General features: G+C 71.6%; 14 protein-coding genes. 10 read left to right on the forward strand and 4 right to left on the reverse strand.

Annotated elements, in window-relative coordinates; all coding sequences use genetic code 11:
• The first annotated feature begins 58 nt into the window (after positions 1-58).
• The 5 genes from ACWD1Z_RS12425 to ACWD1Z_RS12445 are packed head-to-tail and all read left to right on the forward strand — an operon-like array spanning position 59 to position 5,601.
• Positions 59-1,252 carry a lipid II:glycine glycyltransferase FemX gene (locus tag ACWD1Z_RS12425; RefSeq protein WP_451117970.1) on the forward strand — a complete coding sequence of 398 codons (1,194 nt, stop codon included), beginning with the start codon at positions 59-61 and terminating at the stop codon, positions 1,250-1,252.
• Positions 1,249-2,820, forward strand: a complete 1,572-nt coding sequence (murJ, locus tag ACWD1Z_RS12430) for a murein biosynthesis integral membrane protein MurJ (protein ID WP_451117972.1) — start codon at positions 1,249-1,251, stop codon at positions 2,818-2,820. Before ACWD1Z_RS12425 ends, murJ begins: the two co-directional genes overlap by 4 nt.
• 23 nt (positions 2,821-2,843) lie before the next feature.
• The gene (locus tag ACWD1Z_RS12435) at positions 2,844-3,524 is read left to right on the forward strand and encodes a response regulator (RefSeq protein WP_451117973.1); all 681 of its coding nucleotides are present in this window, start codon (positions 2,844-2,846) and stop codon (positions 3,522-3,524) included.
• The gene (locus ACWD1Z_RS12440) at positions 3,521-4,990 is read left to right on the forward strand and encodes an ATP-binding protein (RefSeq protein ID WP_451117975.1); all 1,470 of its coding nucleotides are present in this window, start codon (positions 3,521-3,523) and stop codon (positions 4,988-4,990) included. The genes ACWD1Z_RS12435 and ACWD1Z_RS12440 overlap by 4 nt, the downstream gene beginning before the upstream one ends.
• A complete protein-coding gene (locus ACWD1Z_RS12445; protein WP_451117977.1) occupies positions 4,987-5,601 on the forward strand; it encodes a hypothetical protein in 615 nt (204 codons plus the stop codon). The genes ACWD1Z_RS12440 and ACWD1Z_RS12445 overlap by 4 nt, the downstream gene beginning before the upstream one ends.
• A gap of 35 nt (positions 5,602-5,636) precedes the next feature.
• Here the strand turns inward: ACWD1Z_RS12445 and mscL are convergent, their stop codons facing one another.
• From mscL to ACWD1Z_RS12460, 3 genes are all read right to left on the reverse strand, one after another.
• The gene (gene mscL, locus ACWD1Z_RS12450) at positions 5,637-6,083 is read right to left on the reverse strand and encodes a large conductance mechanosensitive channel protein MscL (RefSeq protein WP_451117978.1); all 447 of its coding nucleotides are present in this window, start codon (positions 6,081-6,083) and stop codon (positions 5,637-5,639) included.
• A 132-nt stretch (positions 6,084-6,215) separates the two neighbouring features.
• Positions 6,216-7,169, reverse strand: a complete 954-nt coding sequence (locus ACWD1Z_RS12455) for a sigma-70 family RNA polymerase sigma factor (RefSeq protein ID WP_451117980.1) — start codon at positions 7,167-7,169, stop codon at positions 6,216-6,218.
• Between the two features lie 10 nt (positions 7,170-7,179).
• Entirely contained in the window at positions 7,180-8,382 is a 1,203-nt protein-coding gene (locus ACWD1Z_RS12460) for an NAD(P)/FAD-dependent oxidoreductase (protein ID WP_451117981.1), read from the reverse strand.
• A gap of 243 nt (positions 8,383-8,625) precedes the next feature.
• Between ACWD1Z_RS12460 and ACWD1Z_RS12465 the strand changes: the two genes are divergently transcribed.
• Positions 8,626-9,291 (forward strand): DUF4232 domain-containing protein, encoded by a 666-nt coding sequence (locus ACWD1Z_RS12465; RefSeq protein WP_451117983.1) that lies wholly within the window; start codon positions 8,626-8,628, stop codon positions 9,289-9,291.
• A gap of 39 nt (positions 9,292-9,330) precedes the next feature.
• Here the strand turns inward: ACWD1Z_RS12465 and ACWD1Z_RS12470 are convergent, their stop codons facing one another.
• A complete protein-coding gene (locus ACWD1Z_RS12470) occupies positions 9,331-9,990 on the reverse strand; it encodes a type III effector protein (protein WP_451117984.1) in 660 nt (219 codons plus the stop codon).
• 130 nt (positions 9,991-10,120) lie between these two features.
• On the opposite strand from ACWD1Z_RS12470, the gene ACWD1Z_RS12475 reads away from it, so the two are divergent.
• The 4 genes from ACWD1Z_RS12475 (at position 10,121) to ACWD1Z_RS12490 (ending at position 12,037) form a co-directional block, all read left to right on the forward strand.
• Positions 10,121-10,552: an Hsp20/alpha crystallin family protein gene (locus ACWD1Z_RS12475; RefSeq protein WP_389417295.1), complete on the forward strand. Its 432-nt coding sequence runs from the start codon at positions 10,121-10,123 to the stop codon at positions 10,550-10,552.
• 102 nt (positions 10,553-10,654) lie between these two features.
• Positions 10,655-11,050, forward strand: a complete 396-nt coding sequence (locus tag ACWD1Z_RS12480; RefSeq protein ID WP_451117986.1) for a DUF2267 domain-containing protein — start codon at positions 10,655-10,657, stop codon at positions 11,048-11,050.
• Between the two features lie 75 nt (positions 11,051-11,125).
• Positions 11,126-11,560, forward strand: coding sequence for a DUF2267 domain-containing protein (locus ACWD1Z_RS12485; protein ID WP_451117988.1), 435 nt, complete (start codon positions 11,126-11,128; stop codon positions 11,558-11,560).
• Positions 11,561-11,749: 189 nt separating this feature from the next.
• Positions 11,750-12,037 carry a DUF4190 domain-containing protein gene (locus ACWD1Z_RS12490; RefSeq protein ID WP_389417292.1) on the forward strand — a complete coding sequence of 96 codons (288 nt, stop codon included), beginning with the start codon at positions 11,750-11,752 and terminating at the stop codon, positions 12,035-12,037.
• Positions 12,038-12,326 lie beyond the last annotated feature (289 nt).

The raw sequence follows: 12,326 nt of genomic DNA on the forward strand, positions 1-12,326 counted from the left end.
GCTGTGAGCCTCCTGTGTGTCCCCGCGACAGGGCCGGGGAGAAGGAGAGGCTCACACCGTGTCAGCGCTGCTCGTTCCGCCCAGCCGCTCGTCCCGGGCACACCCCCAGGGTTTCGCCCTGCGTCCCATCACCGCGCAGACCTACCGCGCCTTCCTCGCGTCCCCCGACGGCGCGGCCCTCGGCGCCGGTTTTCTGCAATGCCCGTCCTGGGCCGAGGTCAAGGAGGGCTGGCGCGCCCAACTGCTCGGCTGGGGACCGGATCCGGAGGCGGGGCAGCTGACGGGCGTGGCCCTGGTGCTGCTGCGGCAGTTCCCCGGCACCCGCAAGTACTTCGCCTACCTCCCCGAGGGGCCCGTCGCCGACTGGAGCGACCCCGACATCGACGGCTGGCTCGGTCCGCTGCTGGAACACCTGCGCCGCGCGGGCGCCTTCGCCGTACGCATCGGGCCGTCGCCCGCCTACCGGCGCTGGGACGCCGCCCTGCTCAAGCCGCTGACCGGGCCGGGCCGACGCCTCGGTGACGTCCTCGCCAGTGAGGTCGACCCGCTCGGTACCGCCGTGGCCGAACGGCTGCGGGCCCGCGGCTGGCGGCGCTGCGGTGGTGACACCGGGCAGGACGGGGATGCCCAGCCGCGGCACGTCTTCCATGTGCCGCTCGCCGGACGCACCCCCGAGGACCTGTGGTCCGGGCTCAACCAGGAGTGGCGGCGCAATGTCCGCCGAGCGCAGAAGGAGGGCGTGGAGGTGGTGGTGGGCAGTGCGGCGGAACTCCCCGAGTTCTACCGGCTGCTGGGCATCACCGAGCGCCGCGACGGATTCCGGCTCGGCCGCTCGCTCGCCTACTACGAGCGCCAGTACGCGGCGCTCAACGCCGAGGAGCCGGGCCGGATGAAGCTGTACCTCGCCCGGCACCGGGGCGAGATCCTCGCCGCGCACACGCTGATCACGGTGGGCCGACGGGCCTGGTACCAGACCGGCGCCTCCGCCGACCACCGGCGCGAGGTCCGGCCCTCCAACGCCCTGCAATGGCGGATGCTGCGGGACGCCCTCGCCCTCGGCGCCGACGTCTACGACATGCGCGGGGTACCCTCCACTCTCGATCCTGGGGAACGTGCGTACGGACTGCTGCGGTGGAAGCTCGGCACCGGAGGACGGGTCGTCGAGACGTCGGGGGAATGGGAGACACCCTTGAGCGGCAGCGCCAACCACACGCTCTACCGCGCCTTCCAGGCATACCTGAACCGCCGATGAGGCAGACCACGCCGACCGGTACGCGGGCCGCGGACGTACCGGCTTCCAAGGCTGCCTCCGCCGCGCGCGGCAGCGCCGTCATGGCCGCCGGATCCGTCGTCTCGCGGGCCACCGGTTTCGCCCGGTCCGCCGTGGTCGCCGCGGCGCTGGGCACCATCGGGCCGGTCGCCGACGGTTACGCGGTCGGCAACGCGCTGCCCACCATCGTCTACATGCTGCTCCTCGGCGGCGCGTTGAACGCCGTCTTCGTGCCGGAGCTGGTCAAGGCGGCGAAGGAACACGCCGACGGGGGTGCCGCGTACACCGACCGGCTCGTCACGGTGTGCGTGGCCGCCCTGCTCGCGATCACCGCGACCGCGGTGTGGGCGGCCCCCGCCATCATCGACGTGTACACCGACTACACCGGTGAGCAGGCGGCCATGACCACCGCGCTCGCCCGCTACTGCCTGCCGCAGATCTTCTTCCTCGGTCTGTTCACACTGCTCGGGCAGGTGCTCAACGCGCGGGGCCGGTTCGGCGCCATGATGTGGGCGCCGGTGCTGAACAACGTCGTCGTCATGACCGTCTTCGGGCTGTACCTCGCCCTGGCCATGGGCGTCGGGGACACCCTCACCGCGACCGAGACGGCCGTACTCGGCTGGGGCACGACCGCCGGTATCGCCGTCCAGGCCCTCGCCCTGGTGCCCGCCCTGCGCGCGGCCGGCTGGCTGGTGCTGCTCGTCCTGGCCAACCAGGCCGCCTACTGGGTCACCACCCGGCTGGCCACGTCCGCGGGCCAGGACGGCGGTCCCGGGTACGGCGCGTACAACAACGCGTATGCGCTGTGGGTCGTCCCGCACGGCATCATCACCGTCTCCGTGGTGACCGCGCTGATGCCCCGGATGAGCGCGGCCGCCACCGACGGGGACCTCGCCGCCGTACGACGCGACGTCTCCCACGCCCTGCGCGTGGTTGCCGCCGCCGTCGTACCCGCCGCCTGCGCCCTGCTCGCCCTCGCCCAGCCGGTGATGGCCCTGGTCTTCGGCTACGGCAGGACCAGCGCCGCCGACACGGCCGCCATGGCCGGGATCCTGATGGCGTTCGCGCCGGGACTGGTCGCGCTGTCGGGCCAGTACGTCCTGTCCCGCGCCTTCTACGCGCTCTCCGACACCCGTACGCCGTTCCTGCTCAACCTGGTCGTCGTCACCCTCAACGCGGGCCTCTCCCTGACCGCCGCCCACCTGCTGCCGGCGCGCTGGGCCGTGACCGGCATGGCGGCGGCGTACTCCCTGGCCCTGTGCGCGGGCTGGGCGCTGACCGCCCGCGTGCTGAGCCGCCGGCTCGCCGTCGAGCGGCCCCTGCGCTCGACCCCCGTCGGCGCTCACGCCCGGCTGCTGCTGGCCGCCGTCCCCGCCACCATGCTGGGTCATCTCGCCGCAACGGGAACCGCACCGGCGGGAGCGGTGGTCTCCACGGGTGCCGGCGCGGCCGTCGTCGTGCTCGTCTTCGCCCTGCTCGCCCGTCCGCTGCGCCTCACCGAACTCGACGCGCTGCTCCACCGCGTACGCCGCGCAGTAACCCGGACCTGACCACCACCGAGGGAGAACCACTCATGTCCCGCGTGCTCCTCATCGAGGACGACCCTTCCGTGCGCGAGGGGGTCGAGATCGGTCTGCGCCGCCGCGGCCACGAGGTACGGGCCGCCGCGACCGGTGAGTCCGGTCTCGTCGCGCTGGCCGAGTTCCGCCCGGACCTGCTGCTGCTGGACCTGATGCTGCCCGGCATGAACGGCGTACAGGTCTGCCGGCAGGTCCGCGAGCACAGCCAACTGCCGATCATCATGCTGACCGCGCGCGGCGACGACTTCGACGTGGTCATCGGCCTGGAAGCCGGTGCCGACGACTACATCGTCAAGCCCGCCCGCCCCGAGGTGATCGAGGCCCGGATCCGTGCCGTGCTGCGCCGCCTGGACGACAGCCCCGGCCGCCCGGCCGTCGAGGTGTACGGCGAACTCACCATCGACCGGGCCGGACTGACCGTCACCAAAGCGGGCCGGCGGCTCGCGCTCGCTCCCTCGGAGCTCAAGCTCCTGCTGTACCTGTCGGCCGCCCCCGAGCAGGTGTTCAGCAGGCAGCAACTCCTGGAACACGTCTGGGAGCACAGCTTCTCCGCCGACGCCCGGCTGGTCGACGCCTGCGTCGCCCGCCTGCGCGGCAAGATCGAGGACGAGGTCGGCAGCCCGCGCTACGTCCAGACCCTGCGCGGCTTCGGCTACCGCTTCGGGCCGCTGTGATCAAGGACCCTCGCCGCATCCGGGCGTTCGGGCTGCGGACGCGGCTGCTGCTCGCCTTCCTGCTGGTCGCCGCCGTCAGCGCGGGCACCACCGCCGCGCTGACCTACCGCGAGGCCCGCAACGCGCTGCTGGAGACCGCCCAGGACACGGCGGTCACGTCGTTCCGGGACCAGGTGCAGCAGACGAGCTTCGCCCTGCCCCTGCGGGGAGGGGACAGCCTGGAGGAGGTCCTGCGGGACATCGCGCGCAAGGGCAAGCCGCACCCCTGGGTGGTGTTCGCCGAGTACGGGTCGCTCCGCGCCTCCTCGGGCGAGAACCCCGAATCCACCGTCATCACCCCCGAACTGCGCCGCACCGCACTGGCCAACCCCCACGGCAGCTTCGAGCGGGTCGTCAAGGACGGCGTCCCCTACCTGACCATCGCCATGCCCATGGTCTTCAAGACGAGCCCGGACAGCCTGCTGCCCAGCGGACTCGTCCTGTACGCCGTCATGCCGATGAACGGGGAGCAGATCAACGTCGACGCCCTCCTCATGGCCGCTCGCGACGGCGCCCTGCCGGGCCTCGCCATCGCGCTGATACCGGGCCTGATCGCCTCCCGCAGCGTGCTGCGCCCGGTGCGGGAACTGCGCCACGCGGCCCGGAACATGGGAAGCGGCAGACTCGACACCCGGATCCGGGTGCGCGGCAGCGACGAACTGGCGGACCTGGCACACACCTTCAACGAGTCGGCGGCCCAACTGGAGCGCTCGGTGCGGGAACTGCGCGAGGCGGGGGAACGCGCCCGCCGCTTCGCCTCCGACGTCTCGCACGAACTGCGCACCCCCCTCGCCGGCATGCTCGCCGTCACCGAGGTGCTCGACGAGGAGGCGGACCGCCTCGACGCCGACACCGCCCGGGCGGTCCGGCTGGTCAGCGCGGAGACCGGAAAGCTCGCCGTGCTCGTCGAGGACCTGATGGAGATCTCCCGCTTCGACGCACGCGCCGCCGAACTGAACACCGACGAGGTCGACGTCGCCGAGGCCATCCGCAAGACCCTGCAGAGCAGGCACTGGACCGACGACCGGATCCGCGCCGACCTGCCCGGCGGCGTCCGGGCCCGGCTCGACCCGCGCCGTTTCGACCTGGTGATCGCCAACCTCGTCGGCAACGCCCTGCGGCACGGCGCCGCACCCGTCACGGTGGGCCTGCGCACCGCGGCCCGCCCCGAGGGGCCGCCCGTGCTGATCACCGAGGTCGCCGACAACGGCCCCGGCATCCGGCCCGAGGTGCTCCCCCACATCTTCGACCGCTTCTACAAGGCCGACGCGGCCCGCACCCGCTCGGCCGGCAGCGGTCTGGGACTGGCGATCACCCTGGAGAACGTGAAGCTGCACGGCGGAACGATCCGCGCGGGGAACCTTCCGGGAGGCGGTGCCGTCTTCACCGTCGAACTGCCGCTGCACGCCGAGGAGACCGGGACATGAGGGGTGCGCACAGGCGCCGACGTGCGGCGGCCGTCGTACTCGCGGTGGCCCTGCCGCTGCTCGGGGCCTGCGGCATCCAGGAGACCGACGTCATCGAGGCGGGCGGTCCCGCCAGCTTCCAGGCGTTCCTGGACCGCGACTACGACATGGTGCTCTTCTTCCGCTCCGCCGACGGAGGACTGCGCCCGGTGATCCGTACGACCGGGCCCTCGGGCGAGTTCAGCGGCCCATACGTGGGAGAGGGAGCCGGGGGCCAGTACGGGGGAGAAGGCTCCGGTGACCCGGCCGGACCGGTGTCGGCGGAGAAGGTCGTCGCCGCGCTGCTCAGCGGGCCGCGGAAGGAGGACCGGGCCGCCGGCCTGGGAACCGCCCTGCCCGCGACCGCCCGTGGCGGGAGCGTCGAGATCGAGGCCCTCCCCCAGAACCGGGTCACGGCCCGCGTGCCGCTGGCCCTGGACGACCTCGACAGCACCGCTCTGGCTCAGCTGACCTGCACGATCGCCTACAGCCAGGACGCCGAGGGCCAGGCCGTCGTGGAGCTGACGGGACAGGACGGCGCGACGAGCTCCGAGACCTGCGGCCTCGCTCTGCGTGTGAGCAGCGGCAGCTGACCTGAACTGGGAGGAATCGCTTCGCCGGGATCCGGTCAGTGCAGGGACGCCGTCGCCTGGGCGGGGAATCCGGGGCGGCCGGCCAGGTCGGAGGTGCAGAAGGCGCACCGGGTCGCCGCCGCGGGCACGGTGCTGAGGCAGTCCGGGCAGTCGGCCTTGGCCACGGGCTGGTCCTTGACCGGGTTGAAGCGCGCCTGGAGGCGGCCCACGGGCACCACGACCGCGAAGTAGATGACGGCGGCGACCAGTACGAAGCTGATCAGGGCGTTCAGGAAGGCGCCGTAGGGGAAGGTGGTCTCGCCGACGGTGAACGTCTGCTTGCTGAAGTCGCCCACCGCTCCGGTCGCCACGCCGATCAGCGGCGTGAGGAACGCGGTGACGAAACCGGTGACGACGGCGGTGAACGCCGCACCGATCACGATGCCGACCGCCAGGTCGACCACGTTGCCGCGCAGGAGGAACGAGCGAAATCCGTTGAACACCAAGTACTCCTGAAATGGGGTGCGTTGAGCACCGAAGACGTGGCGTCCGGTTGGCCGCCGCCGGGCCATGCTGCCGTTCGCCTTCGTATGCGTCCAACTTCCTCACCCTTTACGGTGAATGCGCCTTTCCGGTCACCACTGGGCGATGAGGGGCGCGTCCGGTTCGCGCTGACGCCAGGCTTCGGTGAGACGGACGAGGCGGGCGGGGGCGGCGATCCCGCGTACGGTCGCGATCTTGCCGTCGGCGATGTCGAACATCGCGGAGCCGATGACCCGGTCGCCGAGCACGAAGAGGATGGCGGGGGCGCCGTTGACGACCGCGTAGTGAAGGGCGGGCGTGCCGCCGAGCAGTCGCCGCTTGGCGGGTGTGGGCTTGAGGCCGGCCCGTACGACGGCGGCGATGCGCTGCGGAGTGTCGAACCGCAGCAGTTTCGCGGCCGTGCCGCCGGCGCCGTCGGAGACCGCGATGGCGTCGTCCGTGAGCAGCGCCACCAGCCGCTCGGTGCGGCCCGAGGAGGCAGCGGCGAGGAACTCCTCGACGATCCGGCGGGCGGCTGCCGCGTCGACCTCGCCGCCGCGGCGGGCGGCGGTGATACGGCGCCGGGCCCGGTGCAGGTGCTGCTGGCTCGCGGACTCGGTGATGTCGAGGATCTCGGCGATCTCGGCGTGGCCGTAGGAGAACGCCTCGCGCAGGACGTACACGGCCCGCTCCACGGGCGACAGGCGCTCCATGACGGTCAGCACGGCCAGGGAGACCGACTCGCGCTGCTCGAAGGTGGCGGCCGGTCCGAGCATCGGGTCGCCGTCGAGGAGCGGTTCAGGAAGCCAGGCGCCGACGGTGCGTTCGCGGCGGACCTGCGCCGAGCGGAGCCGGTCGAGGCACAGGTTCGTGACGACCTTGGTCAGCCAGGCTTCCGGCACCTTGATGCGGTGCCGGTCGGCGGCCTGCCAGTGCAGGAACGCGTCCTGCACGGCGTCCTCGGCGTCGGTGGCCGAGCCGAGGAGACGGTAGGCCAGGGAGGCCAGCCGGTTGCGGCTGGCCTCGAAGCGACTGGTGTCGAAGCGATCGGTGGCGGCGCTGTCCACGCTGATCACCTTATTGGGCGGTGGCCTTCGCGGCGGCCGCGTCCGGCGTTGCGACCAGGCGGCGCTTGCGCTTGGGCAGGTGGAAGGTCGGGTGCGCGGTGGCCCACAACGAGCCGTTGAGGACGGCGGACTTGATGCGCGCGGCCTTCCGGCCGCCCATGTACGTCGGTTTCGCCCGGCCCTCGCCGTCGACCATCTGGAGGATGCCGTCGCGCCGCCCGAGGCTGATGTGGTTGCCCACGTAGGCCAGCTTGACGTGCCCGATCTTGCGGCCGGTCAGGTTGCCCATGATCGCCTCGATGACCTGCTTGCCGGTGTAGCCGGCCGAGGCGCAGGACATCGGCAGCGGCCGGCCGTTGTCGCCGATGGCGTGGACGCTGTCACCGGCGGCGTAGACGTTCGGGTGCGAGACCGAGCGCATGGTGCCGTCGACGACGATCCGGCCTTCTTCGGTGACCTCGAGACCGCCGGCGGCGGCGATGGGATGGACCGCGAACCCGGCCGTCCACACGGTCGCGTCGGACGCCAGGACGGTGCCGTCGGCGCACAGCACCCGTGTCGCTTCGACGGCTTCGACGCTGGTGTGCTCCAGGACGGTGATGCCCAGCCGGTCGCAGGCCCGGCGCAGGTGGCTGCGGGCTCCGGTGGAGAGCGGGGCGCCCAGTGCGCCGCGGGCGATGAGCGTCACCGACAGGCGCGGCCGGGCTTCGGCGATCTCGGTGGCGGTCTCGATGCCGGTCAGTCCCTCGCCGACGACCAGCACGCTTCCGCCTTCGCCTCGCTGGTCCAGGCGGTCCAGACGCTCGCGCAGGCGCAGTGCCGAGGGCCGGGCGGCGACGTTGAAGGCGTGCTCGGTCACGCCGGGAACACCTTGGTCGGCGACGTGGCTGCCGAGCGTGTAGACCAAGGTGTCGTAGCCGAGTTCGCCGCCTCCGGTGGCGTCGGCCACGGTGACGGCCTGGTGCTCGGGGTCGACGGACGTGACCCGGGCCAGGCGCAGCTCGATTCCCGTGCCCGCGAAGATGTCGGCGAGCTTCGGGGCCTCGACTTCGTGGCCGGCCGCGAGCTGGTGCATCCGCAGCCGTTGGACGAAGTCCGGCTCGGCGCTGACCACGGTGATCTCGGTGTCCGCCGGGGACAGCCGACGGGCCAGGTTCCCGGCCACGAAGGCCCCGGCGTAACCGGCGCCGAGGACGACGATGCGGTGCTTCATGAGTAGCTCCTGTCGGATGGCTTGCCTTCGAGGGTTGAGCGGGACAGGGCCTCGATTGCTGACAGGAACTGGATGTGATGTGGGTCACATGAGTCTGGAGTTCATGGATCTGCTGTACCCATGGCCGCTGTCACAGTGTCACGAACGTGTCCGCAGTCGGACCTTTGTCGGTTCACGGGGGCGGCAACCTCGCCGCCATGAGGCACGATCACCGGAACATCGCGACTCCCCGGGGGACTTCTCATGGCTCACACCGCTCGTTCACGCCGTACCGTCGCCGCACTCGCCGCTCTCTCCCTCGGCGTCCTGGCCCTGACCGCCTGCAACGGCGACGGGGACAAGGACACGGCTGCCCCGAGCACCGCGACGAGCCCGTCCCCTTCGGGCACGAGCCAGGGCGCCGACACCCCCTCGACGGGCGGCCCGAGTGAGGGCGACAGCGGCGCCTCCGCCGGCAGCGACGCCAGCACCCCGCCCTCGGAGCCCGGTGCCGAGGACGACCAGGACGGAGGGGTGGGCATGTGCGAGACCAAGGACTTCAGCTACAAGGTCACCGTCGCGTCCAGTCCGGTGAACCACGCGCTGCTGACCGCGACCAACACGAGCGGCGACCCGTGCCTGCTGTCGGCCAACGAGCTGGTGATCACGATTCCGGAATTGGACGGGGCAGCCGAGCACGCGGGGCCGGAGGTCAAGGACTGGATGCTGAAGGCCGGCGAGAGCGCCTACGCCGGGATCATGTTCGCGCGCGCCGACACCGCGGGCGGCAAGAGCGCGGACGAGGTGGAGGTCGCTCTCAGTGCGGCCGAGAGCCCGTCGACCGTGGTGATCGACGGCGGCCCCGTCACGGTCAACGACGGCCAGGTGACCAGCCTCTTCGGCACGGCCGAGGACGCGCTCACCTACTGAGGTCCCTTCTCGCGGCAAGGAGCGCACACCGGACCCGCACTACCGGGAGCCGTCGGCCGCGGCCGTGGCGGAGTCGGTGAGGGTGTCCACTCGGGCCGCGAGGTCGGGGTGGGCGTCGGTCAGATGCGGGCGGGCGGCGTTCAGGGGGCGGAGGAGAGCCGCGGGATCGTCCTGGGCGAGGGCCGCGTCGAGTTGGCTGAGCGGACGGCGGGCGGCCCTGGGCAGGTCGGTGAGGGCGCTGATCTGACCGGCGACGCGCCGCAGGTCGGCGGCGTTGTGGCGAGCCCACGCGGCGAGGGTGCGGTCGGCGGCGCGGCGTTCGCGGGTGGCCTGGACGCGCTGTTCGCCGGTGGTTCCGGCGGGGCCGGGCCGGTTGCGCAGATAGCGGCGCTCGGCTGCCTGGCGGCTCGCGACACCGAGGGGGTGGGCGAGGTCGGCCCAGCTGGCACCTGCCTGCCGGGCGGTTTCGATCAGACCGGTCTCCCATCCGGCGAGCTGCTCGCGCACCTGCCGCAGCAGCAGGAGAGAGGCCAGGGCCTGCTCGGAGTCCGCGCCCTCGGCGGCGGCCGCGCCGGGCTCCTCGTGCCGGGCGTCGGCAAGGGCCCTGTCGATGGCTTCCAGCGCCGCCGCGGCGGCGAGAAACGACGCCGGGCTCTGGGCGTCGGTGCGGGAGACGGCCGAGTGGTCGGCTGTGGTCATGGGCACCTCCTTCCGGGCTGTCATCCTTTTGACGACATCGGGTTTGTCATCCATCGGATGACATGTTACAACGGTTTCAGTGAAGCGCATTGGCAGGTACTGCCCCTGACCTTCCTGGAGGTGTTTCGCGATGTTGATGCGCACTGACCCCTTCCGTGAGCTCGACCGGCTGGCCCAGCAGCTGATGGGGCCGGGCACCTGGTCGCGGCCGTCCGCGATGCCGATGGACGCGTACCGCGACGGTGACGAGTACGTCGTGGCCTTCGACCTCCCCGGCGTCAGCCCGGACGCGATCGACATCGACGTCGAGCGGAACATGCTGACCGTCCGGGCCGAGCGGCGGCCCGTCGCCAAGGGCGACGACGTGCAGGTGGAGCTCTCCGAGCGACCGCTGGGTGCCTTCTCCCGCCAGATCGTGCTGGCCGACACGCTGGACACCGAGCGCATCGCGGCCGACTACGACGCCGGGGTGCTCACCCTTCGCATCCCGATCGCCGAGCGCGCCAAGCCCCGCAAGATCACCATCAGCGGGGAATCCTCCCGCAAGGAGATCTCCGGCTGAACGCGGCGACCCACGCCGATCAGCGCGCGGAGGACGGGTACCCGATCTCCCCCTCCACCCGTCCTCCGCACCCCTCGGGCTCGAAGAAGGGCGGCGGCTGACGTGACCCTGCACATGGATGCGTTCCTCGACCGGGTCAAGGAACGCGGCGAGTACGAGAACCGGCAGGAGGCCCAGCGTGCGGCCAGGGTGATCCTCGCCCTGCTGGGCGCACACCTGGTGGGCGAGGTGCGATCCCAGCTGGCGGCACGGCTGCCGGAGGACTTCGCGCTGATCCTGCTCAACCCGCTCCAGAGCGCCGAGCCCCTGTCACCGGAACGGTTCGTACGGGCGACGGCGGCCTGGATCGAGGGAGCCACCGCCCAGACCGCCGCCTGGGACGTCGGCGCCGTCCTCAGCACGGTCGCCGACGCGGCCGGCGACGACCTGCTCAAGCAGATACTGCTCCAGCTCCCCGCGGGCTACGACCTGCTCTTCGGCCGCCCTGAGCCCACGTGACCCCAGCACCCACACCCCCGGCCCCGGCCAGGGACCGGCACCACCACCCCGTAGACAGAAAGGCAACGACCGCAGATGTCCGACCGGCGCGCACCGCTTCAGCAGCATTTCGGGACGGCATACGAGCAGATGCTGGAGAAGGTCCGCTACGAAGGCGCCTATCCCACCCGCGAGCGTGCCGAGGAGGCCGTCCGTCTGGTCCTCGCGGGGCTGGGACGTCAGCTGACGGGTGACGAACGCGTGGAACTGGCCGCCTGCCTCCCCGTCGAAGCCGCGCGCGTACTCACCGCTCAGATCCCCGACACCCAGCCACTGACCGGCTGGGCCTTCGTGAAGGACCTCGCCGCCCGTAACGGCGCCGGCCTGGCCACCACCCGCTGGGACACGGGCTCCGTCCTCACCGCCGTCGCGGCCCTGGCCGGCAACGACCTGCTCACCCGCATCCTGGACCAACTCCCCGCCGGGTACGCCCTGTTGTTCGGCCGCGCGGAACTCACCCAGGCCGCCTAGCGCGGGCAAGCGATCGCACGAGGCGGGGCCTCCGGCAGCTGCCGGAGGCCCCGCGGCCGTTGTCCCGCTTCGGCTGAGGCACGAGGTTTCAGACATGACAACGCTTCGAAGGGGCATTCGGGAAAGCAGCCAAACAGTAGGGAGTGTGCGGCCCGATCGGTCCGTGCAACCGACAACCGGGAGTGTCTAATGGCGAGTTACGGCAGTTCCTCGGCCGCGTCTGCTGGTTCGCGCACCAATGGTCTGGCGATCGCGAGCCTGTGCTGCGGCGTCGTCGGGCTGTTCATCCTGAACATCATCCTGGGCCCCTTGGCCATCATCTTCGGTGCCGTGGCCCGGCGTCAGGCAGCGGTCAAGAACGGCGCGGGGATGGCGAAGGCCGGCATCATCCTCGGCATAGTCGACGTGGTCCTCTGGATCGTGCTCCTGATCGTCGCAGCCAACAACGGTGGGTTCAGCTGGTACGTAGGCGGCTGACAGCGACCGGACAAACACGCGCCCGGGGCGGGCACGGACCGAGAGTCCGTGCCCGCCCCGACCGGTGCCGGCAGAGATAAGTGTCCGATGAACGGACATCGCGTCCCGTATAACGGTCTGGCCTCACTCGCTGGTGTTTTGGGTCGCAATCGCAGCCGGAGTGACCTGCGTCACTAAAGAACCCGCAAAAGCTGTGATAGAACGACGCAACTCCCCAGGCCAGGGCCATGACGTGCGAGTCCCCGAACACGTCACCCCGGCCGCCGACCGGACAACGGCGTTCGCTCAA

The organism is Streptomyces sp. NPDC002784, assembly GCF_053592135.1.

Bases quoted from the DNA above. Each gene is read 5' to 3' on its own strand.
- murJ (WP_451117972.1), top strand. From the start codon at position 1,249: ATGAGGCAGACCACGCCGACCGGTACGCGGGCCGCGGACGTACCGGCT.
- ACWD1Z_RS12435 (WP_451117973.1), top strand. From the start codon at position 2,844: ATGTCCCGCGTGCTCCTCATCGAGGACGACCCTTCCGTGCGCGAGGGG.
- ACWD1Z_RS12445 (WP_451117977.1), top strand. From the start codon at position 4,987: ATGAGGGGTGCGCACAGGCGCCGACGTGCGGCGGCCGTCGTACTCGCG.
- ACWD1Z_RS12460 (WP_451117981.1), bottom strand. From the start codon at position 8,382: ATGAAGCACCGCATCGTCGTCCTCGGCGCCGGTTACGCCGGGGCCTTC.
- ACWD1Z_RS12465 (WP_451117983.1), top strand. From the start codon at position 8,626: ATGGCTCACACCGCTCGTTCACGCCGTACCGTCGCCGCACTCGCCGCT.
- ACWD1Z_RS12470 (WP_451117984.1), bottom strand. From the start codon at position 9,990: ATGACCACAGCCGACCACTCGGCCGTCTCCCGCACCGACGCCCAGAGC.
- ACWD1Z_RS12475 (WP_389417295.1), top strand. From the start codon at position 10,121: ATGTTGATGCGCACTGACCCCTTCCGTGAGCTCGACCGGCTGGCCCAG.
- ACWD1Z_RS12485 (WP_451117988.1), top strand. From the start codon at position 11,126: ATGTCCGACCGGCGCGCACCGCTTCAGCAGCATTTCGGGACGGCATAC.
- ACWD1Z_RS12490 (WP_389417292.1), top strand. From the start codon at position 11,750: ATGGCGAGTTACGGCAGTTCCTCGGCCGCGTCTGCTGGTTCGCGCACC.